This window comes from Rhodanobacteraceae bacterium, from assembly GCA_024234055.1.
Lineage (GTDB): Bacteria > Pseudomonadota > Gammaproteobacteria > Xanthomonadales > SZUA-5 > JADKFD01.
The window spans coordinates 178070-204812 of the sequence record JACKOW010000006.1; the positions used below are offsets into that span (position 1 = coordinate 178070).

Below are 26743 nucleotides of genomic sequence, written 5' to 3' on the forward strand. Positions count from 1 at the left end.
TGGGGAACTCCGAAATCTGGTCAGCTGCGGGACGGGGCAGGGGAAACGGGGCACGGGGCAGGGGAAGAGCCGGTACCGCGGGCTTCCGGGTTGTCGCTCCTCCCGCGCCCCGTTTTCCCTGCCCCCGCTCCATCAAGCCACCGCCCGCGGCTTGTCGACGCCGCGAATCGGGGCGAAATCGGCTTCGGCCAGATCCACCACCTGACCGTCGACGATGTGCACATGGCGGCGCGCGCGGCGGGCCAGTTCCAGATCGTGGGTGACCATGATGATGGTCGTGCCCTGACTGTTGATCTCCTCCAGCAGTTCCAGCACGCCGCGGGCCATGACCGTGTCGAGGTTGCCGGTGGGTTCGTCCGCCAGCAGCAGCTTGGGTTCACCGGCCAGCGCCCGGGCAATGGCCACGCGCTGCTGCTGGCCGCCGGACAGTTCGGCCGGATAGTGGTGCAGTCTGGAGCCCAGGCCCACCCGCGCCAGCGAGGATTCGATGCGGCGTTTGCGTTCAGCCTTGGGGAAGCCGCGGTAGCGCAGCGGCACATCGACGTTGTCGTACAGATCCAGATCGGCGATCAGGTTGAAGCTCTGGAAGATGAAGCCGATCTTCTCGTTGCGCAGGCGCGAGCGGGCATCGTCGTTGAGGTTCTTGACGTCGATGTCATCCAGTTTGTACACGCCATCGGTGTGCTCTTCGAGCAGGCCGGCGATGTTCAGGAAGGTGGTCTTTCCCGATCCGGAAGGGCCGGTGACCGCGACGAACTCACCGGCATTCACCGTCAGGGTCAGATCGCGCAGCGCGTGGGTTTCGACCAGCGAGGTGCGGAACACTTTGCGAAGGTTTTGCATGTGCAGCATGGTGATATCCCTTTCCGTAGAAGGCTTTACTGGTAGGTCACGTCCGCACAGCGGACTACCTGACATCTCGCGGCGGGGCTTGCGTGGTTGGCTGCGCAAGCAGCTGATCGGCATGCCTCGACACCGTCCTCATCGCGTCAACAACACTTCATCAACACCCGGCAGATCATCGATGCCGGCCAGGATCACCTGCTGTCCGGGCCTCAAGCCATCGACGACCTCGAAGGCCTTGACCGAGCTCGAACCCAGTTGAATCGGCTGACGCCGGGCCACATCGCCGTCGATGACCCAGGCAAAGGCGGGGTCGCGCTCGAAGGCCGGACCGCGTTCGACCAGGGTGACATCGGGTTTCTCTTCCAGCAGCACCCGCACCTGAACGCGCTGGTTCTGGCGCAGTGATCCGGCGCTGGCGTCGGTCAGGCGGATGCGCGCCAGCACCTGGGCATTCTGGACTTCCGGCGATACCAGCCTGACCTCGCCCTGGCGGCGCTCGGCGCCGATCGAGATCTCGGCACTGAGTCCGGGCACCAGCGCATCGGCATAGACTTCGGAGACGGCCGCTTCCACTTCCAGCTCGGTCAGATCGACCACCATCATCAGTGCCTGATTGGCAGCGACATTGGCGCGATCGGTCACCAGCCAGTTGCCGACGATGCCATCGAAGGGCGCGCGCACTTCCAGCGCTGCCACCCGACGCTGCAACTCTTCCACCAGCAGCCGTTGACTGGCCAGTTGCTCGTCGTAGGTCTTCAGATCCAGCACCAGCGAATCGCGCTCCAGGCGCAGATCGGCCTCGGCGCTGGACAGCGTGATCTTCGCGCCCTCCAGCACATCCTGGGCGCGCTTAAGATCGACCTCGGGCAGCACCCCCTTGGCGTAGGCCAGCTGGGTGCGCTCAAGCTCGCGCGCGGCGGCCTTCTGGGCGATGCCGGCGGCATCGATGGCACGCTGCTTTTCCAGCACCGTTCGGCGGTTGTTGATGTCCTGGCGTTCACGCTCGGCCGATACCCGGGCCAAGGTCGATTGCTCGCGCTTGAGTTCGCTTTCCAGCTCAGGGCTGTCGACGGTCGCCAACAGCTGATCCTTCTGCACCATGGCACCTGGTTCGACGGCAAAACGCACAATGCCCGGCGCCGAGGTGTAGAGCGAAGGGCTGCGGGCGGCGACTACCCGGCCTTGCGAGGTGAGATCGCGGACCAGCGTGCCCTGACTGACCTCGCCGATGCGCACGCGCTGACGCGAGAGCGTGTGTTCTGCAGTCAGGGTTGGCGCCACGGCAAAGCCGGCAGCCACCAGCACAACCAACACCGCAGCACCGAGCCACAGGCCGCGCCGGTGCAGCGGATTGGCGGTAGCGCGCAGAGGACGATCGGTGGCGGAGGTGTCTCGGATCATGGGGGCGCCGCAGCATGGGTGACGGAAAGGTCTAAGCATGACCCATGCCACTTTATAACTATATGATTGTACGACCTTATTCTCCCGTGTTCGGAAGATCGGACGCCCATCGGACGGTCTACGGACAGCGAAGTCGGGGCGGCCCGGGCAGGCTTGCCGTCGCCACCAGTCGGCGCCCGTCCCCGAGCCGCTTGCCCGACGGCACGCGCTGCCGTAGCGTGCTCGATTGCCATCCCGCAGCCGAGCGAGACCTACCATGCAATGTCCCAAGTGCCAGGCCGATATGGAAAAAGTGGCGACTGCCCACGGCGTGGTCGATCGCTGCACTGCTTGCAAGGGCCTGTGGTTCGATCTGATGGAACATGAGGAGCTCAAGGCCGATGCCGACATCATCGATATCGGCAGTGAGGAGCTTGGCCGCAGGCACAACGCGATCGACCGGATTCACTGCCCGGTGTGCCCGAACAGCCAGATGCTGCGCATGGTCGATCCTCAACAGCCCCACATCTGGTTCGAGAGCTGCCCGGTCTGCTACGGACGTTATTTCGACGCCGGCGAGTTCCGCGATTTGAGCGAACACAGCCTGGGCGATCTGTTCAAGCGCTGGCGCGCCAAGGCGCGCGACTGAGTCTGGGCGGCTGCCGACCGGCACTCTTCCAGCGAACTGAAGACGCCCCAGACCATGCAGCTGGCTGCACTCTCCATCCTCCGGTCCAAACAGTGGGTACCGCTGACAGCGGACGATCTGACCAGTCTCGACCGCGAAGGTGCGCGTGGCCTCAACAACGCAACCATGCACAGCCTGAGATTGGCCCATCGCCGAGCGTGGTCGGCGCTGGTCACCCTCGGTATTCTCGTCTTCGGTGCCCGAACCCTGGGATGGCCAGCTTCGGGACTGTTGGCCTTCCTCGCAGTGAGCGCCGCACTGCCGGTGTTGATGGATATCGTGCGTTGGAGCATGGCGCGCCGTTGGATCAGGTACAGCTACCTGCGGGAACACCGCACCCATGAGCTGCTGATGCTGGCTTGGCAGGTCGAACGCGAACAGAGCGTGCGGCTGGCCCCGACGTCGGCGCCGAGCGAAGGGAAGACGCTGATAGTCGCGGTGCTGTGCACGCTGTTCGGGCTGCCCGGCGTGGGTGCGCTGCTGGTGGCCCTGGACTGGACCAATCTCGAACAAATCTGGGCCAATTACTATCTGCCCTTGCTGACCCTGGGCTACGTCGTTTGGACGCTGGTGCGCGACTTCGCCGACATTCGCTACGTCATGGGCGCCAATGTGGGCACACGCTCGCTCTGTCTGGAGAGCGATGGCGCTCTGGACATTTATGCCTTGGCCGCTGTCTTCGGTGTGCTCATGCTGCCATTGGGCGCGGTGGGCGCCCTGGTCCTGCCGTTTCTGGTCCAGCTGCTGCGACTGGCTTGGTGCGTGTGGCGCTACGTATGGCTGCGGCAGGCGCGGCACATGCTCAGCCGACGCGTACACTTGCATCAGACCGCATCAGCCAGGGCTCTGGCCGGAGCAGCAGATGGCCAGACAGACGCAGGTTCAGCCGGGTGAGCCGAAATCCAGATAGCTGGGGTCATGAAAGGTCGCTACCCAGCGCGGCCGATAGGCAACAGCCAGTGTCAGCACTGCTCCGGTGGCAAAGCCTTCGGGAAACATCAGGGCTGGAACCGTGAGCAGGAAGTTCTCACCCAGGGTGCCGAGGTCAAAGACGCCAAGGCTGAGCAGGATCAGGCACTTGCCGATCTGAGCGGCGGCAATCGAGAGTGCGCCGGCCAGGAAGGCGTTGAACAGCAGATACACAAACAGATGCGCCGGCAGCCTTCGCTGCGCGAAATCCAGCAGTGCGGTTGTGATCAGCACCGGCAACAGACCGGTCAGCAGCAGATCCAGTGCCGGGCTGAGCCAGTAGCGCTGCCAGGACAGGGCCACCAGTCCTACCGCCAGCGCCTGCAGCAGGGTGGCGAAGCGCCAGCCCAGCATCAGTGCCGCAATGCTGGCGCCGAACAGATGCAGATCCAGCCCAGGCTGCAACTCGATGCGCCCCAGACGGGCACCCACGCTCAGGGCCAGCAGGGCGAAGAACACCGCCTGCGCCTCCAGATCACGCAAACGCCGCCATTCGATGCCGAGCAAGGCCAGCACCAACACAGCCAGCGCCAGCAGCATGGCGGCGACCGTCAGCCAAAATGGAAGTGCAGGCACTGCGCGGCAGTCTCATGTGATCCAGGCCAGCCTTGAGTCTGGCGCAGGCGGAAGCACTTCGGGCTGATCGGGATCAGATGCGGGGCAGGGGGCACGGGGCAGGGGGCACGGGAGAAGCCGGCGTCATTGCGAGCCACCTGTTCCGGCCTGAAACTGCCCACGGGCCATGAACCACAAACCCGCCTGTAGGAGCGACCTCGCGTCGCGACCGGCACCGCGACGACCCCGTCCTGAGGCAGGTCGCGGCAAGAAGCCGGACGCCGAGAACACGAAGGACAAGCAGAGAGAACACGAAGAAAAGCGTGAATATCTTCGATCTGCCCGGAAAACGGTCGTGCGTAGCCCGTTGTGCCGCGCAGCGCTCTGCGGGCGGTGACGCGAAAGCGTCCCGCTGAGCCGCTGCGCGGCACAACGGGCTACGACAGGCGGTTTTGCGCCAACTTCGTCAATTCAATGACCTACGATATGGGTTCATGGAGAGCGTAGCGAAGCAATCCGGGAGTGTGCGGCGCTACCTTGGATTGCTTCGTCGCCGCGCTCCTCGCAATGACGCATCAATAACCTACGACATGGGTTCATGGAGAGCGCCGGCCATTGTGGGTCCAGACAAGTCTGGACCGACAACAGCCAGAAGCCCGTAGCCTTTCCCGTGCCCCGTGCCCCGTGCCCCGTGCCCCGTGCCCCGTGCCCTCCTGCCCTCCTGCCCTGCCCTCGTGCCCTCCTGCCCTCGTGCCCTCGTGCCCTCGTGCCCTCCCCCCCCCGCCCTTCGACCAATGGTGAATAGCCGTTGCCGGCTGACGCTCGCACCATGCACCTGCCGCAAATCGCGGCGTGCGCCGAGTCTGACCATCAGGACCGCGGCGACGCCCGCACAGACTCAGATCGGAGGGGAGGACAGCATGAACGCAGGACAACCGAAGCGTCGCCCGCTGGCGCGCATCCTGGCACTGACGCTGGCGCTGGGTGCGCCTGTGGTCGGCTTTGCCCAGACCGGCAAGGAAGCCGAACTGGAGACGCGCATCCAGATGCTCGAAGCACAACTGGCGGAGCTCAAGGCCATGGTGGCCGAACAGAAGGCAGCCACAGCGCCGGCACCGGCGCCGGCTGCCGGTTCGCCGCCACCGATACAAGCGACCACGATCACGCCGGGGGCGGTCGCCGGAACCAAATTCACGGTGGGCGGTTTCGTGCGCACCGAGATGATGTACACCAAGACCGAAGACGGCGAACTCGCCGACAGCAGTGCCGGTCGCGACCTCTACCTGCCTGGCGCCATTCCCGTGGGCGCGCCCGACGAGGGTTCCGCCGACTACGATTCGACCATCAAGTTCTCCCGACTGTGGTTCGGTGTCGACAACGTCTCCGATGCCGGTGACAAGGTCACGGCGCGGGTGGAGTTGGACTTCTTCGGCGGCGCGCTGGGCAACGAGGTGGCCACCAATACCTACGGCGCCACCATCCGTCACGCCTTCGTCGGTTGGAATCAATGGCTGGTGGGTCAGACCTGGTCCAATTTCATGGATGTGGCGGCGCTGACCGAGGCCGTCGATTTCATCGGCCCCACCGATGGCACCATCTTCGTGCGCCAGCCGCAGGTGCGCTACAGCAACGGTCCCTGGAGCTTCTCGCTGGAGAACCCGGAAACCACCATCACCCCCTTCGGCGGTGGCGCCCGCATTTCCAGCGATGACGCCAGCGTGCCGGACTTCACCGCGCGCTACACCCACAAGGCGGCCTGGGGCCACCTCAGCGCCGCAGTCCTGGTGCGCCAGCTCAGTTATCAGACCGCCGGGGCCAACGGTTTCGACGATACCCAGGTCTCGATCGCCGGCTCGCTGTCCGGCCGCTACAACTTCGATGCCAGCAACGATCTGCGCTTCGCCATCAATGGTGGCGGCGGTATCGGTCGCTATCTGGGACTGGGTATCGCCAGCGACGCCGTGCTCGATGCCAATGGTGATCTGGATGCGCTCGACGGCATCGGTGGCTTTGTCGGCTTCCACCATGCCTTCAACTCGCAACTTCGGGGCAATATCTACTACGCCGCTTCGAAGTACGACAACAAGCGCGCCAACACCGGTACCGGCGTCACCGAGAGCGTCAGTTCGATCTCTGCCAACCTGCTGTATTCGCCGCTGCCCAAGCTGGATGTCGGCGCCGAACTGCGCTTTGCCGATCGCGAGCTGGAAAGTGGCGTCGATGGTTCGCTGACCCGACTGCAGTTCCTGGCGCGCTATTCGTTCTAGCCGGCGCAGAGCGAGGGCACGAGGGTACGGATCGAGGGCACGAGGGTACGGATCGAGGGCACGAGGGCGAGAGGGCACGAGGGCACGCAATGCAGACTCGGCGAGATTGAAAGTCTTCGTGCCCTGGTGCCCTCTCGCCCAATCGCGGGTTCGGGAGGATATGCGTGGCTCGCCATGACATGGCTCTGGTGGGTGCAGACTTGTCTCGACGCCTTTTTGCCGGGAATCCAGAAGCGTCCAGACAAGGCTGGACCGACCAAAGCCCTCACCCCTAGCCTTTCCCGTGTCCCGTGTCCCGTGTCCCGTGTCCCGTGTCCCGTGTCCCGTGTCCCGTGCCCCGTGCCCCGTGCCCCGTGCCCCGTGCCCCGTGCCCCGTGCCCCGGCACCTCCGCAACATTCCAAGCAGCGCCCACGACGGACTTCTATACTGCGGGTGAAACCGGGCCGGGGGGCCCGGGCGCCCTCTCTTGAAGTCCGTCCTATATGAAGAAGACCCAGCTCTATTTTCTGGCGTTTGTGGTTGCGGCTATTGGCCTGAGTTGGGCCTGGTACAAGTGGCAGGTATTGCAGTTTCCGCTGAGTCCGCGCGAGGAGGTGGAAGTCTGGTCGGTGGAAGCCCGCCTGGAATTCCAGGGCAATGGCGGGCCCAACAAGGTGCGCCTTCAGCTGCCTTCGCGTGGTCCGGCGGCCATACCCGGCTTCACCGTCATCGACGAACGGCTGATCTCGCGGGGTTACAGCGAGCAGGTCACCAAGACCAAGGAAGGCCGCCAGGTGGAGTGGGTGGTGCGCCGTGCCTCCGGTCGCCAGGTGCTCTACTACCGCGTCAATGTGGTCCGCGACAGCACGCCCTATGTCGAAACCGGCGAGCCCAAGCTGCGCACGCCGCCGGATCTGAGCGAGGCCCAGACCGCGGCCATCGACACCATCTTCGAAGACGTCAAGATGCGTTCGGCCGATGTCGCCACCTTTGCCCGCGAGTTCGTGCGCGAGTTCGCGGCCGAGGATCCGCGTGACGAGGCCCGGGTGCTGCTTGACGGTCTGGACACCATGGAAGACCGCGCCCAGTTCATTGCCCGGGCGCTGGCGATTCGCAGCATCCCGGCGCGCGTGCTGCACGGTCTGCCGCTGGGCGAGCCCACCGCCTTCGAACAGCTGCAGCCCTTCCTGCAGGTCCACAACGGCACTGACTGGATCAGCATCAGTGTCACCACCGGCGAGGAAGGTCTGCCGGAGAATTTCTTCCTGTGGACGCGCAGCGCCCGCGATCTGCTGGTGGTGCAAAGCGACAAGCGACCCAAGGTCGAATTTGCCGTGCAGCGCAACCTGGCCGATGCCGTGGCCATTGCCAAGCGCCGCACTGAGGTCCGCAGCGAGGGTCTGGTCAAGTATTCCCTGCTGGGCCTGCCGGTGGAAATGCAGGGCGTGTTCAAGATCCTGCTGACGGTGCCGATCGGCGCCTTCGTCATGCTGGTCATGCGCAATCTGATCGGCGTCAAGACCTTCGGTACCTTCATGCCGGTGCTGATCGCGCTGGCCTTCCGCGAAACCCAGATCATCTCCGGTGTCATCCTGTTCTCGCTGGTGGTATCGCTGGGCTTGCTGGCACGCTTCTATCTGGAGCGATTACGGCTGTTGCTCGTGCCCAGGCTGACCAGCGTGCTGATTCTGGTGATCCTGTTGATGAGCATGATCAGCGTGATCGCCCACCAGCTGGATATTCCGGTGGGCTTGTCCATTGCCCTGTTCCCGATGGTGATCATGACCATGACCATCGAGCGCATGTCCATCGCCTGGGACGAGCGCGGACCGGGCACCGCCATCAAGGAGGGCATCGGCACGCTGATCATCGCCTCGCTGGCCTATACCGTGATGACCTGGGCGCCGCTGGAGCATCTGGTGTTCGTGTTCCCGGAACTGCTGTTGGTGCTGCTCGGCATCACCCTGCTGCTGGGGCGCTATTCCGGCTATCGATTGACTGAGTTGTTTCGTTTCCGGGCGCTCGCCGCCGAGCGCGAAGAGGCGCTGAAGAAAGGGCCGCCGGCTGACACGGACGCCAAGCCATGATCAACCCCTTCCGCATTGCCAGGCGCTTGCGCGAGATCGGCCTGGCGGGCATCAATCAGCGCAACGCGGATTTCGTGCTGCGCTACAACGCCCGCCGCTTCTATCCGCGCGTGGACGACAAGGTGCTGACCAAGAAGCTCGCCATCGAGCACGGCCTGCCGGTGCCCGAGCTGTATGCCGTGGTTCGAGAAGAACACGAGATCGAGGAGCTGCACGCCACGCTCAAGGATCGCGAGAGCTTCGTTGCCAAGCCGGCACATGGCTCCGGCGGTGACGGCATCCTGGTGATCACCGGTCGCCGCGGCGCCAAGTACCGCCGCAGCAACGGCCAGCTGATGGATCAGGACGATTTCGAGCACCATCTGTCGAACACCCTGTCGGGCCTGTTCAGCCTCGGTGGCCAGCCAGACGCGGTGCTGATCGAATACTGCGTGCAGTTCGATCCCATCTTCGATCACGTCAGCTACAAGGGCGTGCCCGATGTACGCGTGATCGTGTTCAAGGGCTATCCGGTGATGGCCATGATCCGCCTGCCCACGCGCATGTCCGATGGCAAGGCCAATCTGCACCAGGGCGCCATCGGTGTCGGCATCGACATTCCCACCGGGCTCACCCGACGCGGCGTCTGGGGCAACGAGCCGGTCAAGGAACACCCCGATACCGAGCACTCGATCATTGGCCTGGAAATTCCACGTTGGGACGAACTGCTGATGATCGCGGCCCGGGCCAGCGAGATGAGCGGACTCGGTTACGTCGGCGTCGATCTGGTGCTCGACAAGGACCTCGGTCCGCTGATCCTGGAGCTCAACGCGCGCCCGGGTCTGGCCATCCAGATCGCCAACGGCAACGGCCTGGTGCACCGTTTGCGCAAGGTCGAGGCGCTCGAAGCCATCGACCCCGATCCCGCCGCCCGCGTGGCCTGGTCCCGCCGCGAATTCCCGACGCTGTAGCCGCGGCCCAGGGCCGTAACCCTGTGGGAGCGGGCTCTGCCCGCGACGGGCGATGCGCCAATCAGGGTCGTTCAGGTGCCGAGCCACGAGAGCGGGAAAACAGCCAGAATCATCAACGCGGAGAACGCAGAGAGTCGCGGAGAACGCAATGAGGAGCCGATCCAGGATCGCCCTTTGCGTTCTCTGCGTCCTGCTGCTGTCGTCAGGTCGCCGCGAGTTCGGGTTCTCGCGGAGGCCGTGAGCACAACGATCGCAACGCGAGGTCACCCCAACCTGTGTGCGGTCGCTGCCCGCGATCAGTGAATCGCCAGGTTCTGGGTTTGTCCGTCGCGGCTGAAGCCGCTCCCACAGGAAGAGAGGGTTGGCCTACTTCCCGCGCAGCTTGAACTTGGGTTTGCTGCGCGGCTCGAAGGCCTTGGGTGCCTTGACCGTCAGCTTGGCTTCGGCACTGGCGCCGTCCAGATCCAGGGCCAGGGTGTAGTCGCCCGGAGTCAGGTACAGCGGGTGTCCCAGACGCCGTGATTCGGCCAGTGGCGTCTTTGCCAGCACGCCCTCCAGGCTGGCGTTCTCGTCGGCATCCTGGTTGGCCTTGTTGACCCGGGCCACTTCGGCGGCGATGCCCAGTTCGGCATCGGCGAGCAGATCGTATTCGAGGCGGTTGATGCCGCGCTCGGCGGTGACCGGGATTTCGCGCACCAGATTCTTGTCTGCATCGAGCACCTTGAGCGTGCCGCTGCCGGCTTGCGCGGCCCAGTACTGGATCACCGATTTCGGCTTCTGCTCGTTGTGGTCGAACCACTCGCTCGGCTCCGAGCGCCAGCCGCGCGAATAATCGACGTCGGCCACGTGGAACAGATGCGCAGCCTTGGCCCGCACCTCGCTGCTCAGATCCTGAAGCGGCAGCACATCGACAATCCAGACGCTGCGGCCGTGGGTGCCAGCCACCAGTTCGCGATCGCGCGGGTGCACCACCAGATCGTGCACCGGCACGTTCGGCAGATTGCTCTGCAGGGATTGCCAGCTGCGGCCACGGTCGATGGACACGTAGACGCCCCGATCGCTGCCCACGTAAAGCACATCGGCATTGACCGGATCTTCCTTGATCACGTTGACCGGTTCGGCTGGCAGATTGGCGCTGATGCTGCGCCAGCGCTTGCCCAGATCGTCGGAGACATAGACATAGGCCGCCATGTCGTCGTCGCGATAGCCATTGAGACTGGCATAGACACGGTTGCGGTCATGGGCCGACAGCACCACGCGGCTGACCCAGCGATCCTTGACCAGACCGCGGGTGATCTCGCGCCACTCGACGCCGCCGTCTTCGGTGACCCACACCAGTCCGTCATCGGTGCCGGCTACCAGCAGGCCGAATTCACGCGGCGATTCGCTGACCGTGGTGATGGTGGCGAAGGGTACGTCGCCGCGATCCTGGCTGCGGCTGAGATCGCCGGAAATGGCGCGCCAGTGGCGGCCCTGGTCGAGTGAGCGGAACAGCTTGTTGGCGCCGAAATAGAGGATGTCCGGATTGTGTTCGGACAGCAGGATCGGGGTGTTCCAGTTGTAGCGCAGCGCGCTCTCGGCGAGTGCCGGTCGCGGTCGCACTTCGCCACCGTCCTTGCCGCTGCGTCGATACCAGCCGAACTGAAAGCCGGTGTAGTGCACGCTGGCGTCGCGCGGATCGATCTGCACCTGCATGCCGTCACCGCCATTGAGGAAACGCCAGCCATCGCCGCTCTGTTCCCAGAAGCTGCCTGGGGCGTCGAGGTCGATGCTGCTGGAACCTTTCCAGCTGCCGTTGTCCTGGAGGCCGGTGTAGACGTTGTACGGTTCCTCCATGTCGACCGCCACCGAATAGCTCTGGCCCACCGCCTGATGATCGAGCTTGAGCCAGCTGGCACCGCCGTCGTAGCTGACATCGACGCCGCCGTCATTGCCGTTGAGAATGCGCTCGGGATGGCTGGGGTCGATGGACCAGGCGTGATGGTCGACGTGGACCTGGGGGGCATTGATCCGGCCGCTCCAGCTGACGCCGCCATCCTCGCTGACCGCGGTCGGCAGTCCCAGCACGTACACCCGATCGGCGTTGTCGGGCGCGGCCTTGATGGCGCCGAAGTAGTAGCCGTAGGTATAGGTGAAATCGCGGATGGGCTCGCGGTTGACCTTGGCCCAGCTGGCGCCGGCGTCGTCCGAGCGCCACACTTCCAGACCCTTGATGTCGGTGTCGAACAGCGCCGCGTTGCCATCGCGCAGCTTGGCGCGCAGCTGATCCATGCTCAGCTCGTCGGACTTGATCCTGGCGATCAGGGTCTGGGCGTCGATGGTCGGATCAAAATCGTTGCCGCGGATGAACATCTCGATCTCGTCCGGGTCCTGGCGCAGGAACTCGTCCTTGCTCATGGTGCGCAAGGCGTTTGCTCGACAGCGGTCGGTCGCCGAGCCGGACCTGATCGGCGGGCAGCGGCTCCTGGTTGTCGATGCTGGCGTAGATGCGCTGCGGATTGGCCGCCGAGATGCTGAGACCGATGCGACCGACATGGGCGCCCCTGGGAAAGCTTGTCAGCCGCGTCCAGCTGTCGCCGCCATCGGTGCTCTTGTAGACACCGGAGCCAGGACCGCCCTCGACAAAATTCCAAGGCCGTCGCGAGCGCTCCCACATCGCCGCATACAGCGTGCCGGGCGCGGCCGGATCGATGACCAGATCAATGGCTCCGGTCCATTCGCCGTCACCGGCGAGGACTTGCTTCCAGGACTTGCCGGCGTCGTCGGTGCGATAGATGCCGCGCATGCCGCCCGGCGTATACAGCGGCCCCTGCACCGCCACATAGACGCGCTCACTGCGGGCCGGATCGACCAACACCCGGGCGATACGATCAGCGCCCGTCAGCCCGGCATGTTCGAAACTGGCGCCGCCGTCGCGGCTGACGAACATGCCCAGGCCCGAGTACGAGGAGCGCGAGGAATTGGCTTCGCCGCTGCCGATCCAGAGCGTGTCGGGTGCCTGCGGGTCGATCGCGATGTCGCCGCTGATCATGCTCGCCAGCTGATCGCTCAGGGGCGTGAAGGTGACGCCGTTGTTGGTGGTCTTCCACACACCGCCCGAGGCATAAGCCACATAGAAGGTATAGGGATGCGCTGGATGTACCTCGATGTCGACGATGCGACCGCCCTGCACGGTGGGCCCGATCGAGCGCCATTTCAGGCCCTTGAACAGACTCTGCTCTTGCAACTGCTGATGCTGCTCCCAGGCCTGCCAGCGGCTGTCGGCATCGGTGCGAGTGGTCTTGGCTGCCAGCGGTGCAGTGAGGGCCACGGCCAGAGCAAGTACGAGCATGGGGCGCATGGGTCCTCCCGGGGACGGCGCAATCGAGGTAGGCGCGAACGATAACCCGCAAAAGGAGGTTTGGAGCGGCCCGATCGTGCCAATCGGAGACGGGTGGGGGTATTGGGGGGCACGGGGCACGGGGGCAGGGGCAAGGGGCAAGGGGCACGGGGGGCAGGGGCAAGGGGCACAGGGGCAAGGGGCACGGGGCACGGGGAAAAGCCGGCGTCGTCCGGACGCTCGCCGTCCATGTTGCCAACAGCGCCCAGACAAGTCTGGACCTACGGAAGCCCTCAAGCCCGCAGCCTTGTCCCGAGTCCCGAGTCCCGAGTCCCGAGTCCCGAGTCCCGTGCCCTCGTGCCCTCGTGCCCCGCGCCCCCAAGTCCTCGGGAACGCGATAGGATGAGGCAGTGCTCACTCAGGAGAGGCCAATGCTGCCCGACGCTGCCCAAGCCTTGTGGAAGGCACTGCGCAAGACCGATCGTCAGGCGGCCAAGGATCGGGTCGCGGCGCTGCGCAAGCGGCTGCCGGATGCGCCGCCCGAGGAGCTGCACCGGCTGCTGGTGCAGAGCAAATGCCTGCAGGCCGGGGCCATCGGCGCGCTCTCGGCGGTGGTGGAACTGGTGCCCGGGGCCGGCAAGCTGGCGGGCGCGGTGTTGGGTCCGGTCATCGACGTCGGCACGGTCACGGCGCTGCAGTCGGAACTGGTGCTGGAGACCTTCGAGGTCTACAACGTCGATCTCGGCGATGCCGGTGAGCGCTTCGCCATTCTGGCCATTGCCGCCACCAATGTCGGCGCCACCCATGCTTCCAGCATCGTCGCCAAGCTGCTGAAGCGCTATGCCGGCGCGCTGATCGGCGGGTTCGTGCTCAAGCGCGCATTGCCGGTGACGCGCATCGCCACCGTCGCCACCAAGAACATTGCCCTGACCTATGCCATCGGCATGCGCGCCCAGGCCGTCGCCCGCTTCCGCGATGCCGATCTTGAAGAGTGGCCGAAGCTGATGCGCCAGGTCACCAATATCGACGAAAGCACCCTGGTCGAATGGGCCACCAGCGCCGCGCGTACCGCCATCGATCAAGTGCAGGAATCCACCCGCGCCTGGGTCGGCCGCGTGACCCATCTGTTGCCAACGCTGCCGACCATGAGCGATCTGCGGCGGATGGTGCCGGGGGCAACGGACGCGCAAGCGGTCGAAGACGTTGCCAAGCCGGCGCCCAAGGCGCGGAAGACTGCGGCGACCAAGGCCAGGCCCACGGCCAAGCCCAGGGCGAAGAAGGCGGTCGCGAAGCCGACGGCGGCAAAGCCGCGGACCCAGGCCGCGCCACCTGCCGCCAAGGCAGCCAAAAAGCCGCCAGCCCCAAGGAAGGCAGCCGCCAAGCCGGCCAGCAAGGGCAAGACCAGCATTAGTCGCCGCCGCAGCAGCTGAGAAGCCAACGCCAGAAGGTGCCCGTCACCCCGTGGGAGCGGACTCTGTCCGCGATCGGGATGCCACCGAGAGCCAATGATGGCCAGCGCGCGGGCTTGACCATGAGAGCGGCCTCGCGCCGCGACCGGCCAGCCACAGGACCCATGCCGTGATTGGGTTGCTACGGCGCTCCGACCAGCATGTCAGCGCTCACGAGGGCGTCACTCCCGGTGGAGGGCGTCACCGGCTTCGTTTCAATCCCGGTCAAGTGAGTGCATCAAGTTCCGGATTCACGCGCCGCACTCGTCGGAAAACGTGATTTTCCATGCGTATTTCCATCGAATCGACACAAACTCGCGCTATCTTCCGCTGTTCGGGCGCGTCAGGCGCGCCGATTTCTGATTTCCGGGGTCAAGCATGTTTCGAATTCTGCTGTGTGGGTTGTTGCTGGCTGGCTTCTCCAATGCCGCATCGGCGCAAGCCACCGATCTGATCATCTCCGAATATGTTGAAGGTTCGTCCAACAACAAGGCGCTGGAGTTCTACAACGGCACCGGCGCCAGCATCGATCTGGCTGCTGGTCAGTATCAGGTGGAGTACTACTTCAACGGTTCGTCGTCGGTCGGCCTGACCATCCCTCTGACCGGGACGGTGGCCTCGGACGATGTCTACGTGCTTGCCAATTCCTCGGCCGTCGCCGCCGTGACCAGTGTTGCCGACCAGACCGCCGGTGGCGGTTGGTACAACGGCGACGACGCCATCGTTCTGCGCAAGGGCGGTGCGGCGGGCCCCATCGTCGATGTGATCGGACAAGTTGGGTTCGATCCGGGTAGCGAGTGGGGCACCGGGCTGGTGTCAACTCAGGACAACACCATCGTGCGCAATGCCAATGTGTGCGCCGGTGACACCAACCCCAGCGATGTCTTCGATCCAGCACCTGAATGGTCAGGTTTCGCCTTGGATACCTTCAGCGGACTGGGTGCGCATACCGCGAATTGCTCGGGAGCCACGGATCTCTTCGTCTCCGAGTACATCGAGGGATCGTCCAACAACAAGGCGCTGGAGTTCTACAACGGCACCGGCGCCAGCATCGATCTGGCTGCCGGTCAGTATCAGGTGGAGTACTACTTCAACGGTTCGTCGTCGGTCGGCCTGACCATCCCTCTGACCGGGACGGTGGCCTCGGACGATGTCTACGTGCTTGCCAATTCCTCGGCCGTCGCCGCGGTGACCAGTGTTGCCGACCAGACCGCCGGTGGCAGCTGGTACAACGGCGACGATGCCATCGTTCTGCGCAAAGGTGGTGCGGCAGGTCCCATCGTCGATGTGATCGGCCAGGTAGGCTTCGATCCGGGTACCGAGTGGGGCACCGGGCTGGTGTCTACTCAGGACAACACCATCGTGCGCCTTCCTGCGGTTTGCGCCGGGGACACGATCGAAACGGATGCGTTTGATCCGGCGGTCGAATGGAACGGGTTCGCGCAGGACACCTTCACCAACCTCGGGTCGCACACGGCGACCTGCCTGGGCGGCGGCGGCATCAGCCTCAACATCGACGACGTCAGCCAGATCGAGACCGACGGCGCAACGACCACCTTCAGCTTCACGGTCAGCCTGAGCGCACCGGCGGGCGCCGGTGGCGTCACTTTCGACATCGCCACGGCCGACGACACCGCGACCATCGCCAACAATGACTACGTGGCGCGTTCGCTCAACGGTCAGACCATCGCTGCCGGCAACTCGACCTACACCTTTGACGTCACGGTCAACGGCGATACCACGGTCGAGGCCGACGAGACCTTCTTCGTCAACGTGAGCAACGTCGTCGGCGCCACCGTCGGCGACGGTCAGGGTCTGGGCACCATTCTCAACGACGACGTTGTCCTGACCCCGATCCACGACATCCAGGGAGCCGGCGCCAGCTCGCCGATCGTCGGCAGCAGTGTGACCACCCGCGGCATCGTCACCGGCCGCAAGAGCAACGGCTTCTTCATGCAGGAGCCCGATGCCACGGTTGACGCCGATCCGCTGACCTCCGAGGGCATTTTCGTCTTCACCAGTTCGGCCCCACCGGCGGCCGCAGCCGTGGGCAATCTGGTCCAGGTTACGGCCACGGTGGTCGAATTTGTCCCGGGTTCCGACCCCTTCCAGCCGCCGCTGACCGAGCTCAGTTCACCGACGGTGGTCCAGATCTCTGCGGGCAACCCCTTGCCGGCGCCGATTGCGCTGACGACCACATTCCCGGATCCGGCCGGCGCTTTCGACCAGTTGGAGGCTGTGGAAGGCATGCGCGTCTCCGTGGCTTCGCTGACGGTCAATGCCGCCACCGCGGGCAACGTCAACGAAACCAATGCCACCGGCAGCAACAATGGCGTGTTCCACGGTGTGGTCACCGGTGTGCCGCGTTCGCTGCGCGAGCCGGGTATCCAGCCGCCGGATCCGACCCCGGCCGGCACCATTCCGCCGATTCCGCGCTGGGATGGCAATCCGGAACTGATCCGCGTCGACAGCGACGGCCTGACGGGCCAGCCACAGCTGACGGTAGCCGTCGGCCAGACCGTGAGCAATCTGGTCGGGCCGCTGGATTATGGTTTCCGCCGCTACACGATCCTGCCTGACAACAGCCCGACGGCATCGGGCCCGAACGGCAGCGTAGCGGTCAGCGCGCCGCTGCCGACCGAAGTCACGGTGGCTTCCTACAACCTGCAGCGCTTCTTCGACGATGTGAACGATCCGGCCATCAGCGAGCCGGTACTCACGGCGACGGCTTATGCCAATCGATTGAACAAGGCCTCGCTCGGCATCCGCAACGAGCTGCAGACCCCGGATATCGTCGGCGTGGTCGAAGTCGAGAATCTGAGCACGCTGCAGGCGCTGGCGGCCAAGATCAACAGCGATGCCGTGGCCTCTGCTCAGCCCGATCCGATGTACGTGGCTTATCTGATCGAGGGCAACGATGTCGGCGGTATCGATGTCGGCTTCCTGGTCAAGACCGCGCCGGTCAATGGCCCGCTGCCGCGGGTGACGGTCAATGCCGTCGTCCAGGAGCTGGCCGGAACGCTCTTCGTCAACCCGGATACGAGCACCACGCTGCTGAATGACCGTCCGCCGCTGCGCCTGGATGCCGTGGTCAACAACGCCACCGGCCAGACCTACCCGCTGACCGTGATCGTCAACCATCTGCGCTCGCTCAGTGGCGCCACCGACACTGCTGTCGGTCCCAATGGTTGGGCCACCGACGGCGAGCGCATCCGCGCCAAGCGTCAGGCCCAGGCCGAGGATCTGGCCGTGCTGGTGCAGAACCGTCAGGCCGCCAATCCGAACGAGCAGATCGTGCTGATCGGCGATTTCAATGCCTTCGAGTTCAACGATGGTCTGGGCGATTCGATGAACGCCATCGCCGGCACGCCGACCCCGGACAACCAGACCGCAGTGGCTGGCGACGGCGCTGATCTGGTCAACCCGGATCTGGACAACCTGTTCGACACGGTCGCCGCCGACGAGCGCTATTCCTTCGTCTTCGACGGCGTCGCCCAGTCGCTGGACCACGCTCTGGTCAACGCTGCCGTGCTGTCGGCCACGACCGCTCCGCGCATCGAGCATGCCCGCATCAACGCCGGTTTCCCGGAAGTGGATCGCAATGACCCGATGACCGCACGACGGCTCTCGGATCATGATCCGCTGGTGGTCTACCTGACGCCCAACGGCTTCGTGCCGATCGACATCGCTATCGACAAGGTGGTCAACGGTGATCCGGTCACCGCCGGCACCCAGATCGACTACACCATCGAAGTCGAGAATTTTGGCCCGCAGGCGGCACTCAACTCGGTCTGGAGCGACACCCTGCCGGCCGGAACGCGTTTCGTCTCGCTGAGCAGCGTCGCTGGCTGGACCTGCACCACCCCGGCCGTCGGTGCTACCGGCACGGTCAGCTGCAGCAACCCGAGCGTGGCCGTGGGCAGCTCGGTCTTCACGCTGGTGATCAGCGTCGATGCCAATGTCGCCGCCGGCAGCGTGATCAGCAACAACGCCAGCGTCAGCACCGGTTCGCCGGACACCAATCCGATGAACAACTCGAGCACGGCGCAGTTCACCGTGGTGGCCGAATCGGATATGTCGATCACGCTGACCGACGCCCCGGATCCAGTGACGGCAGGTACCAATCTGACCTACACGGCCGTCGTCACCAACGGCGGCCCGTCCGATGCCACGGGTGTCACCATCACCCTGCCGGTTCCCGCCAACACCAGCTTCGTCTCCGGCTCCGTGTCGGGTGGCGGCAGTTGCTCGGGTGCGCCGGTGGTGTGCACGGTCAGCGGCAGCATTGCGCCCATGGGTTCGCGTACGGCGACCATCACCCTGCTGGTGTCGGCTTCAGCAGCCAATGGCAGCAGCATCAGCGCCACGGCCAGCGTGGCCACGGCGTCGATCGACAACAACGGGGCCAACGACAGCGCCAGTACCACCACGCTGGTGGCCGCCGATGCCAACCTGGACCTCAGCCTCAGCGCCTCCGCGCTGGAAGTGCTGATCAATGAGCCCGTGACCTTCACCGCGGTCAGTCTGAACCTCGGCCCGTCCGACGCCCAGAATCTGTCGATCACGATGACCCTGACGCCGGACTTCCGCTACAGCGCGCATACGGCAACCGGCGCGACCTGCACCACGCCTCAGGTGGGCACCAGCGGTTCGGTCACCTGTACCTGGGCCGGCGCCACGGCACCGAATGTCTCGCGTACCTTGCAGGTGGTGGCCTACAGCAACAACCAGGGTGCCACGGCGGTGAATGCCAGCACGGTGTCGGATACCTCCGATCCGGTGACCGCCAACAACGTCGGCAATGTCAGCGTCCAGGTGGGCTTCGCGGTCGAGGCCATTCCGACGATGAACGCCTACGGCCTGATCCTGCTGGGTCTGATGCTGGGCCTGATCGGCTTCGTCGCGGTGCGCCGCAACAGCTGAGCCCTGACCTTGCGGTGGAAGCCCTGCGCCAGCCGGGATTCCACCGATCAAGTCTGAGATGAACTGGAAAGGGGTGGCCATGTGCCACCCCTTTTCCGTTGCGCCGATGACAGCGTCACGCTGACATCGAGGCTGGCATGCTCTTCCCATCGCATTGGGACACCACGCCATGTCTGATTCCTCCACATTGCTGCGCAGCGACTTCAGCCTTCGTGAAGTCGTCGATACCCGAGTGTTGCCGGAAGTGGGTTCGCCCAGTCCGGGCGTGACCCGGCGAATGATCGAGCGCATCGGCGACGAGGTGGCCCGCGCCACCTCGATCGTCCGCTACGCTCCCGGTTCGAATTTCGCCGAACACCGCCACGAACTCGGCGAAGAATTCCTGGTGCTTGCCGGCGTGTTCGCCGACGAGTACGGCCGTTACCCGGCCGGCACCTATGTGCGCAATCCACCGGGATCTGCCCACTCGCCACGCACCGACGAGGGCTGCCTGCTGTTCGTGAAGCTCCGGCAGATGGCGCCTGATGACCAGACCCGCGTGGTCGTCGATACCCGCGGCGCCGCCTGGCGCCAGGGTCTGGTGCCAGGATTGCAGGTGCTGCCGCTGGGTGGATACCAGAACGAAAGCACGGCGTTGGTGCGCTGGGCGCCCGGCACCGTATTCCAGCCGCACACACACTTTGGCGGCGAGGAGATCCTGGTGCTGGAAGGCGTGTTCGAGGACGAGTACGGTCGCTATCCCGCCGGCAGCTGGATGCGCAGCCCACACGGCAGCCACCACGCGCCCTTCAGCCGCGAGGGCGCGCTGATCTGGGTCAAGGTTGGTCATCTGCCGATCGCCGCTGAAAGCTGATGGCGGCGGTGCAGGTCTGGTAGGACAGTCGGTGGCCTGACGGTGCGCGTGTGATGCATGGGGCAGGGAGCCCCGAGTTTCCCGTGTAGGCTGCCCTGATCGTGCCCTCGTGCCCTCGTGCCATTGCGAAGTGCTCAGGAGTAGCCCATGACCATCCAGGAAGTCGACGTCGCCATCATCGGCACCGGCTCGGCCGGCATGACCGCCTATCGCAGTGCCCGCGAGCACACCGAGTCGGTGCTGCTGATTGAAGGCGCCGAGTACGGAACCACCTGCGCGCGCGTGGGCTGCATGCCCAGCAAGCTGCTGATCGCTGCCGCAGACGCCGCCCACCACATTGCAGCGGCGCCGGGTTTCGGTGTGCGCGGTGGCGCGCTGCAGGTGGACGGCGCGGCGGTGATGCAGCGCGTCCGATCCGAGCGCAACCGCTTTGTCGGCTTCGTGACCGAAGCCGTCGAAGCCTGGCCGCAGGCGCATCGGCGCATCGGCAGGGTGCGTTTCGCAGACGCTCACACGCTGGAGTTCGACGATGGCGAACGCATTCGGGCGCGGCGCATCGTGATCGCCTGCGGCTCGCAGTTCGATCGTGCCGCAGGATTGGCGGGTCGATCTGGGTGACCGCCTGATCACCAATGACGATGCGTTTGCCTGGCAAACGCTGCCGGACTCGGTGGCGGTCGTGGGTGCTGGCGTGATTGCGCTGGAACTGGGCCAGGCCCTCCATCGCCTGGGCGTGCGCGTGCGCGTATTCGATCGCGGTGGACGATTTGGCGGGTTGAGCGACCCCGAGGTGATAACCGCCGCACGCCGGGTGCTGGCCGAGGATTTTCCGTTGACCACCGGTGCTGTCATCGAACGCGCCACGCGCGCGGGCGATGGTGTCCGCATCGACTATCAGCACCAGGGCACCGCGCACAGCGAGCATTACGACTTTCTGCTGGCGGCCCTGGGCCGTGCCCCGAATGCTGGCGCACTTGAATCTGGGCGTCACCGGCCTGCCGCTGGATCCTCGCGGTGTGCCAATCAGTGACCCCAGCACTGGACAGATCGGCGACAGCCATGTGTTCATTGCCGGTGATGCCTCGGCCCGGCGCATGCTGCTGCATGAAGCAGCCGATGAAGGCCGCATCGCCGGCGACAACGCCGGGCGCTATCCCGACGTGCGCGAACACCCGCGCCGCACCGGTCTGGCCGTGGCCTTCACCGACCCGCAGATCGCGGTCGCTGGTGCCAGTCATGCCGAGTTGCTGGCCTCGGGACGCAGTTTCGAAATCGCCGAGCTGGATTTCTCGGATCAGGGTCGCAGCCGGGTCATGCGCCGCAATCGCGGACTGTTGCGCGTCTACGGCGAGCATCACAGCGATCTCTTCCTGGGCGCCGAGATGATCGCCCCCGACGCCGAACATCTGGCGCATCTGCTGGCATGGGCAGTGCACGCAAGGATGACGGTTCAGCAGATGCTCGATGCACCCTTCTATCACCCGGTGATCGAGGAAGGCGTGCGTACCGCCCTGCGTCACCTGCAGCGCCAGCTGCGCATGGGCCCGCCGCCGGTCCCGCATTGCATGGACTGCGGCCCGGGGGCTTGAGCTCGCCGGCTTCATCCGGTGGGAGCGGGCTTTGCCCGCGAACTCTGATCGGGTAAGCCAGCAGATCGCGGGCAGAGCCCGCTCCCACAGTCAATGGCCCTGACGGCTTTGCGCAACATCCGCCAGCAGCTGCCTGCGCCACGCGCCCGGGGCCACTCCCATGCGCGACTTGAAGGCGCGGTTGAAAGCGATGGCGCTGCCATAGCCCACCTGTTCGGCGATCTGCGCCAGGCTGTGATCGCGCTGCAGCAGGTCCTGAGCCACGGCCATGCGCCATGCGGCCAGATAATCAAGCGGGGTTTGCCCGACCAGTTCCCTGAAGGCCTGGGCAAAGCGCGTGCGCGACATGTGCGCACGCGCCGCGAGTGACTCCAGTCCATGGGCTTCCTGCGGCGCCTCGTGCATGGCGATCAGGGCATGGCGCAGCTGCGGATGCGCCAGACCGGCGAGCATGCCGTCCTGCACCCGACCTTGTTGCATCAGTTCCCGCAGCAGTTGAATCAGCAGCACCTCGAACAGGCGATCGACGGCGATGCGTCCGCCGCAACGGCCGCCGAAGGCTTCGTCCACCAGCAGGTCCAGGGTCGCCGAGATCGCTTCGTGCTCGCGCAGCGGCAGTGCCAGAACCGCCGGCAAGGCGCGCACCAGCGGATTGTCGTCGCCGCCGCCGAAATGGGTGCTGGCGCACACCATGTCGGCGCCTGCTTGGGCATCACTGACGAAGCGATGGGCGACAGCCCGGGGGTAGAACAACAGCGTGGGCTCGGTGATCGTCATCGGTGGCAGATTGCCGTGCAGCACCTCTACCTCGCCAGCGCGGATGACATGCAGATGCCCGACTCCGGCCGTGGCCCCGATATCGTTGATGCCGCACAGCGGGCCGGCGTGAAACAGGCTGGTGCGCAGGCTGAAGCGTCGCAGCAGCGCATCAAGCCGGTCGGGTGGGGTGCTGGGTGTCATGGTGGTCTGGCTCATGAGAATCAGGGCTGGGGGCATGGGCTCGCGCGGCGTCATTGCGAGGAGCGCAGCGACGAAGCAATCCAGGACCTCGCCCAGATCATCCGGATTGCTTCGCTGCGCTTTCCATGAACTGCTGTCGGGTTGAGCCGTATCGCCATTGGGGAGGGCGCCGCGCTGCGGCGCCGCCTTGCCGAAAGATCAACAGCGGCCGCGCAGGCGCGCGTCCCTCCACAAGAGCGCTTCGGCACTCATGATTAATCATGAGGCACTAATGATAACCCCAAGTGCCGTCCAGCTGCCTATCGTTTGCCCTGTGCCGGCACTCGCCGAGCCACTGACCCCAAACAGGAGCAAGACCATGAGCACGATTGCACCGATCAACCCGCAGACCGCGGACGCCAACACCACCAAGACCCTCGAAGCCGTACGGGCCAAGCTGGGCCTGGTGCCCAACATGGTGCTGACGCTGGCGCACTCGCCCACCGCCCTCGGTGGTTATCTGCAATTCTCCGGCGCCCTGGCTGGCGGCAAGCTCTCAGGCAGACGCCGCGAAGCCATCGCCATCGCCGTGGCCCAGTCGAACAGCTGCGGCTACTGCTTGTCGGCCCACACGGCCATCGGTCAGGGCCTGGGCTTGTCGAGCAGCGATATCGCCGATGCCCGTCGTGGTCGGGCGGCAGATCCGGCAGACGCCGCCCTGGTAACGCTGGCCCAGCGCATCGTCGCCACTCAAGGTCATCCCAGCGCCTCCGACATCGCTGCCTTCCGCGCCGCCGGCTTCAGCGATGGCGAATTGCTGGAAGTCATCGCCAATGTGGCGCTGAACATCTACACCAACTACGTCAACCACATCGCCGGCACCGAGATCGATTTCCCGGTGCAGTCGCTGGAACTGGCGGCCTGAAGTCGTTCAGTCGAGGCGGGCTGCGGCCCGCTTCGGTTTCGCAACAAAGGTCACGGTCACCGCAGCCTTCGTAGAGCGGAGCTTGCTCCGCTGCTCTGGCTGGGCTTGGGCTTTTTTCATCCTGCCGCGGAAAGCCGCACACCTTGCCGAGCAAGCTCGGCACTACAAGAGCCTCGTACACCGTCGCCCTCATACACCGCAGCTGTCCGTGATCAGCGATGCGGCCAAACCTGGCTACGGATTGCCCAGCTTGCGTCCCACCGGGCACTGCCCGCGGGCGCCGCAGCCGGCGCAGGCGCCGGTGGGTGTGGCGGCGGCGCGCTGCAGGCCCGGGATCAGAGCCTGCATTCTGCCTCGGCGGCAACGGCTTGCGAGGGCGGCCACGGCGTTCTGGCGCAGAGAGGCCGGCGTCAGATGCCAGACGCTGTACACGGCGGCAGCGGCGACGATCACACCCACGAGCAGGTGCTCGATCATCAGCCCAGTCCCAGCCACACGGCAGTCTGGTAGGTCACCAGCGAGGCCAGATAGGCCATGGCGAACAGATACACCGCCATCAGCAGCGGATAGCGCCAGCTCTGAGTTTCGCGCTTGACCACTGCCAACGTGGCCAGACATTGCGGTGCAAACACGTACCAGGCCAGCAGCGACAGCGCGGTCGCCAGTGACCACTGTGCCCCGATCAGGGTGCCGAGCTGGGTGGCGACTTCCTCGTCGCCGCCCTGCAACGAATACACCGTGCCAAGCGCGCCGACCGCCACTTCGCGCGCGGCCATGCCCGGAATCAGCGCAATGCAGATCTCCCAGCCAAAACCGATCGGCGCAAACAGCGGCTGGATCAGATGCCCCAGGCGTCCGGCGTAGCTGTAGTCGATGGCGGCGCCGGTGAAATCGGCCGGTGGCGCCGGAAAACTGGAGAGCGCCCAGATCACGATCATCATTGCGAGGATGATGCCGCCGACGCGACGCAGGAAGATGCGCACGCGTTCAAGCAAACCGATCAGCAGATTGCGCAGATTGGGGATGCGCCAGGTCGGCAATTCCATCATCAGCGGATGGTGCATGCCGCGGCCAACGGTGCGCTTGAGCACAAAGGCCACGACCACCGCACCCAGGATGCCGGCCAGATACAGCGCGAACAGCACCAGACCCTGAAGGTTGACGAGGCCGCCGATCTGGCGCTCCGGCACGAAGGCGCCGATCAGCAGCGCATACACCGGCAGACGCGCCGAACAGGTCATCAGCGGGGCGATCAGGATGGTGCTCAGGCGGTCGCGCCAATTGCTGATGACCCGTGTGGCCATGATTCCCGGAATGGCGCAGGCAAAGCTCGACAGCAGCGGAATGAAGGAGCGTCCGGACAGTCCGACCTTGCCCATGAAGCGATCCAGCAGAAAGGCCGCGCGCGGCAGGTAGCCGGAATCCTCCAGCGCCAGGATGAAGGCAAACAGGATGACGATCTGCGGCAGGAAGATCAGCACGCTGCCCACACCGCCGATCAGGCCATCGACCAGCAGGCTGCGCAGCGGGCCCTCGGACATATGGCGCCCCAGGGTCTCGCCCAGCCAGCCCATGCTGCCCTCGATCAGGTCCATCGGTGCCGCGGCCCAGCTGAACACGGCCTGGAACATCAGGAACAGCACTGCCGCCAGAATCATCAGGCCCAGCACCGGGTGCATGATGACGCGATCGATGCGCTCGTCCCAACGCGTGTCCACGGTCGGCAGCTGCACCGCGTCGGCGAGGATGGCCCGCACCTGTCGATGGGTCTCTGTGATCTCCTCCAGCGTTGGCGTCTGCCAGGACTGGGATTCCGGTGGCAATGCCGGTAGCCCCATGCGATCGAGTTCGGCCAGCAGCGCATCGGCGCCGCCGCGGTGCACGCCCACGGTGCTGACCACCGGCATGCCAAGCGCGGCCGAGAGCTTGTCGGTATCGATGCGGATGCCGCGGCGCTCGGCCAGGTCGCTCATGTTCAGCGCCAGCACCATCGGAATTCCCAGCCGCCTGACCTCGAGCACCAGACGCAGATTGAGGCGCAGATTGGTGGCATCGGTCACGCACACCAGCACTTCGGGACGGGCTTCACCGGCGCGCTGACCGAGCACGACGTCCCGGGTCACGGCCTCGTCGGCGCTGTCGGCATTGAGCGAATAGGCGCCCGGAAGATCCAGCACCCGGTAGCCGTGGCCGGCGGCCGAGCGGGCAATGCCTTCCTTGCGCTCGACGGTGACACCGGCGTAGTTGGCCACCTTCTGGCGACTGCCGGTCAACAGATTGAACAAGGCAGTCTTGCCGCAATTGGGATTGCCCAGCAGCGCGACACGGCGAAATTCGCCGTCAATGGCCGCTGCCGCCGTACTCATTGCGCCGATTCCACCGCCGTGACGTAGATGTGCTCGGCCTCATGGCGACGCAGGGCAAACATGGTGCCGCCCACGCGCACCGCGATCGGCTCCATCCCGCCCGGACCGGTGGCGACCACGCGCACGCTTTCGTCCGGGACAAAGCCGATCTCCAGCAGGCGCAGCACCAGATTGCGGTCGTGGCCGTGACCCGCTCTGGGCATGGCCACGCGCAGTACGCGGGCACGCTGTCCGGGTTTCAGCCCCGCCAGCGTCGGCACTTCCATCGGCGGCGAGTTCACGGCGGCGCTGGCGGCATCGGGCAGAGCTTCACTGGCGGTGGTCAGCATGGGCGGTCATAGTCCTGAGCATGCGCTGATCTTAGGCCTTCGCGAGCCGTTCGTAAATGCGAATGACTATCAAACGCCAACTTTGCTCAGGCTGTCTTGATGCAAATCAAGGTTGGAATGGGCGCGCGGAACGGCAGAGGGGCACGGGGCACGGGGAAAGGCTGGCATAACTCAAGCTCTCGTGGGTCCAGACTTGTCTGGACGCTCTTGGTCAGGTGCCGAAGAAGCGTCCAGACAAGTCTGGACCTACAGAAGCCGCAAGGCCGTAGCCTTTGCCCGAGTCCCGAGTCCCGAGTCCCGAGTCCCGAGTCCCGAGTCCCGAGTCCCGAG

General features: G+C 65.2%; 18 protein-coding genes and 3 pseudogenes. 12 read left to right on the forward strand and 9 right to left on the reverse strand.

What is annotated here, in order from left to right:
- Positions 1 to 132: 132 nt before the first annotated feature.
- Together H7A19_12465 and H7A19_12470 are read right to left on the reverse strand one after the other, a co-directional pair.
- The gene (locus H7A19_12465) at positions 133 to 852 is read right to left on the reverse strand and encodes an ABC transporter ATP-binding protein (protein ID MCP5475641.1); all 720 of its coding nucleotides are present in this window, start codon (positions 850 to 852) and stop codon (positions 133 to 135) included.
- Positions 853 to 981: 129 nt separating this feature from the next.
- A complete protein-coding gene (locus tag H7A19_12470) occupies positions 982 to 2247 on the reverse strand; it encodes an efflux RND transporter periplasmic adaptor subunit (GenBank protein MCP5475642.1) in 1266 nt (421 codons plus the stop codon).
- Between the two features lie 256 nt (positions 2248 to 2503).
- On the opposite strand from H7A19_12470, the gene H7A19_12475 reads away from it, so the two are divergent.
- Positions 2504 to 2875: a zf-TFIIB domain-containing protein gene (locus H7A19_12475; protein ID MCP5475643.1), complete on the forward strand. Its 372-nt coding sequence runs from the start codon at positions 2504 to 2506 to the stop codon at positions 2873 to 2875.
- Between the two features lie 54 nt (positions 2876 to 2929).
- Positions 2930 to 3808, forward strand: a complete 879-nt coding sequence (locus H7A19_12480) for a hypothetical protein (GenBank protein MCP5475644.1) — start codon at positions 2930 to 2932, stop codon at positions 3806 to 3808.
- Here H7A19_12480 and H7A19_12485 read toward each other — a convergent pair.
- Entirely contained in the window at positions 3797 to 4459 is a 663-nt protein-coding gene (locus H7A19_12485) for an energy-coupling factor ABC transporter permease (GenBank protein ID MCP5475645.1), read from the reverse strand. The genes H7A19_12480 and H7A19_12485 overlap by 12 nt on opposite strands.
- An 899-nt stretch (positions 4460 to 5358) precedes the next feature.
- Here H7A19_12485 and H7A19_12490 point away from each other — a divergent pair.
- From H7A19_12490 to H7A19_12500, 3 genes are all read left to right on the forward strand, one after another.
- Complete coding sequence (locus H7A19_12490) at positions 5359 to 6705, forward strand: hypothetical protein (GenBank protein ID MCP5475646.1); 1347 nt, start codon at positions 5359 to 5361, stop codon at positions 6703 to 6705.
- 483 nt (positions 6706 to 7188) lie between these two features.
- Positions 7189 to 8772, forward strand: coding sequence for a UUP1 family membrane protein (locus H7A19_12495; protein MCP5475647.1), 1584 nt, complete (start codon positions 7189 to 7191; stop codon positions 8770 to 8772).
- Complete coding sequence (locus H7A19_12500) at positions 8769 to 9722, forward strand: alpha-L-glutamate ligase-like protein (GenBank protein ID MCP5475648.1); 954 nt, start codon at positions 8769 to 8771, stop codon at positions 9720 to 9722. The genes H7A19_12495 and H7A19_12500 overlap by 4 nt, the downstream gene beginning before the upstream one ends.
- A 366-nt stretch (positions 9723 to 10088) precedes the next feature.
- On the opposite strand, the gene H7A19_12505 is transcribed toward H7A19_12500, so the two are convergent.
- Both H7A19_12505 and H7A19_12510 read right to left on the reverse strand, forming a co-directional pair.
- On the reverse strand, positions 10089 to 12128 hold the full coding sequence (locus tag H7A19_12505; protein ID MCP5475649.1) for a hypothetical protein: 2040 nt from the start codon (positions 12126 to 12128) through the stop codon (positions 10089 to 10091).
- Positions 12049 to 13053, reverse strand: coding sequence for a hypothetical protein (locus tag H7A19_12510; protein ID MCP5475650.1), 1005 nt, complete (start codon positions 13051 to 13053; stop codon positions 12049 to 12051). Before H7A19_12510 ends, H7A19_12505 begins: the two co-directional genes overlap by 80 nt.
- 419 nt (positions 13054 to 13472) lie before the next feature.
- Between H7A19_12510 and H7A19_12515 the strand changes: the two genes are divergently transcribed.
- The 6 genes and pseudogenes from H7A19_12515 to H7A19_12540 all read left to right on the forward strand — a co-directional run bounded on the left by H7A19_12515 (position 13473) and on the right by H7A19_12540 (position 21854).
- Positions 13473 to 14471, forward strand: coding sequence for a hypothetical protein (locus tag H7A19_12515; protein MCP5475651.1), 999 nt, complete (start codon positions 13473 to 13475; stop codon positions 14469 to 14471).
- A 396-nt stretch (positions 14472 to 14867) separates the two neighbouring features.
- Positions 14868 to 15437 (forward strand): annotated as a pseudogene (locus tag H7A19_12520) (lamin tail domain-containing protein).
- A gap of 447 nt (positions 15438 to 15884) precedes the next feature.
- Positions 15885 to 16268: pseudogene (locus H7A19_12525) on the forward strand (hypothetical protein).
- A gap of 174 nt (positions 16269 to 16442) precedes the next feature.
- Complete coding sequence (locus H7A19_12530) at positions 16443 to 19412, forward strand: IPTL-CTERM sorting domain-containing protein (protein MCP5475652.1); 2970 nt, start codon at positions 16443 to 16445, stop codon at positions 19410 to 19412.
- A gap of 169 nt (positions 19413 to 19581) precedes the next feature.
- Positions 19582 to 20265 (forward strand): cupin domain-containing protein, encoded by a 684-nt coding sequence (locus tag H7A19_12535; GenBank protein MCP5475653.1) that lies wholly within the window; start codon positions 19582 to 19584, stop codon positions 20263 to 20265.
- Between the two features lie 147 nt (positions 20266 to 20412).
- Positions 20413 to 21854, forward strand: a pseudogene (locus tag H7A19_12540) (dihydrolipoyl dehydrogenase).
- A gap of 90 nt (positions 21855 to 21944) precedes the next feature.
- Here the strand turns inward: H7A19_12540 and H7A19_12545 are convergent.
- On the reverse strand, positions 21945 to 22814 hold the full coding sequence (locus H7A19_12545; protein MCP5475654.1) for an AraC family transcriptional regulator: 870 nt from the start codon (positions 22812 to 22814) through the stop codon (positions 21945 to 21947).
- Between the two features lie 358 nt (positions 22815 to 23172).
- Here H7A19_12545 and H7A19_12550 point away from each other — a divergent pair, with 358 nt between their 5' ends.
- A complete protein-coding gene (locus H7A19_12550) occupies positions 23173 to 23718 on the forward strand; it encodes a carboxymuconolactone decarboxylase family protein (protein ID MCP5475655.1) in 546 nt (181 codons plus the stop codon).
- 234 nt (positions 23719 to 23952) lie between these two features.
- Here the strand turns inward: H7A19_12550 and H7A19_12555 are convergent, their stop codons facing one another.
- Genes H7A19_12555 through H7A19_12565 form a run of 3 tightly spaced genes read right to left on the reverse strand, consistent with a single transcriptional unit; the run spans position 23953 to position 26413 of the window.
- Positions 23953 to 24195 (reverse strand): hypothetical protein, encoded by a 243-nt coding sequence (locus tag H7A19_12555; protein MCP5475656.1) that lies wholly within the window; start codon positions 24193 to 24195, stop codon positions 23953 to 23955.
- Positions 24195 to 26084 carry a ferrous iron transport protein B gene (gene feoB / locus H7A19_12560; protein ID MCP5475657.1) on the reverse strand — a complete coding sequence of 630 codons (1890 nt, stop codon included), beginning with the start codon at positions 26082 to 26084 and terminating at the stop codon, positions 24195 to 24197. Before feoB ends, H7A19_12555 begins: the two co-directional genes overlap by 1 nt.
- Positions 26081 to 26413: a ferrous iron transport protein A gene (locus H7A19_12565; GenBank protein MCP5475658.1), complete on the reverse strand. Its 333-nt coding sequence runs from the start codon at positions 26411 to 26413 to the stop codon at positions 26081 to 26083. The genes feoB and H7A19_12565 overlap by 4 nt, the downstream gene beginning before the upstream one ends.
- Positions 26414 to 26743: the final 330 nt, after the last annotated feature.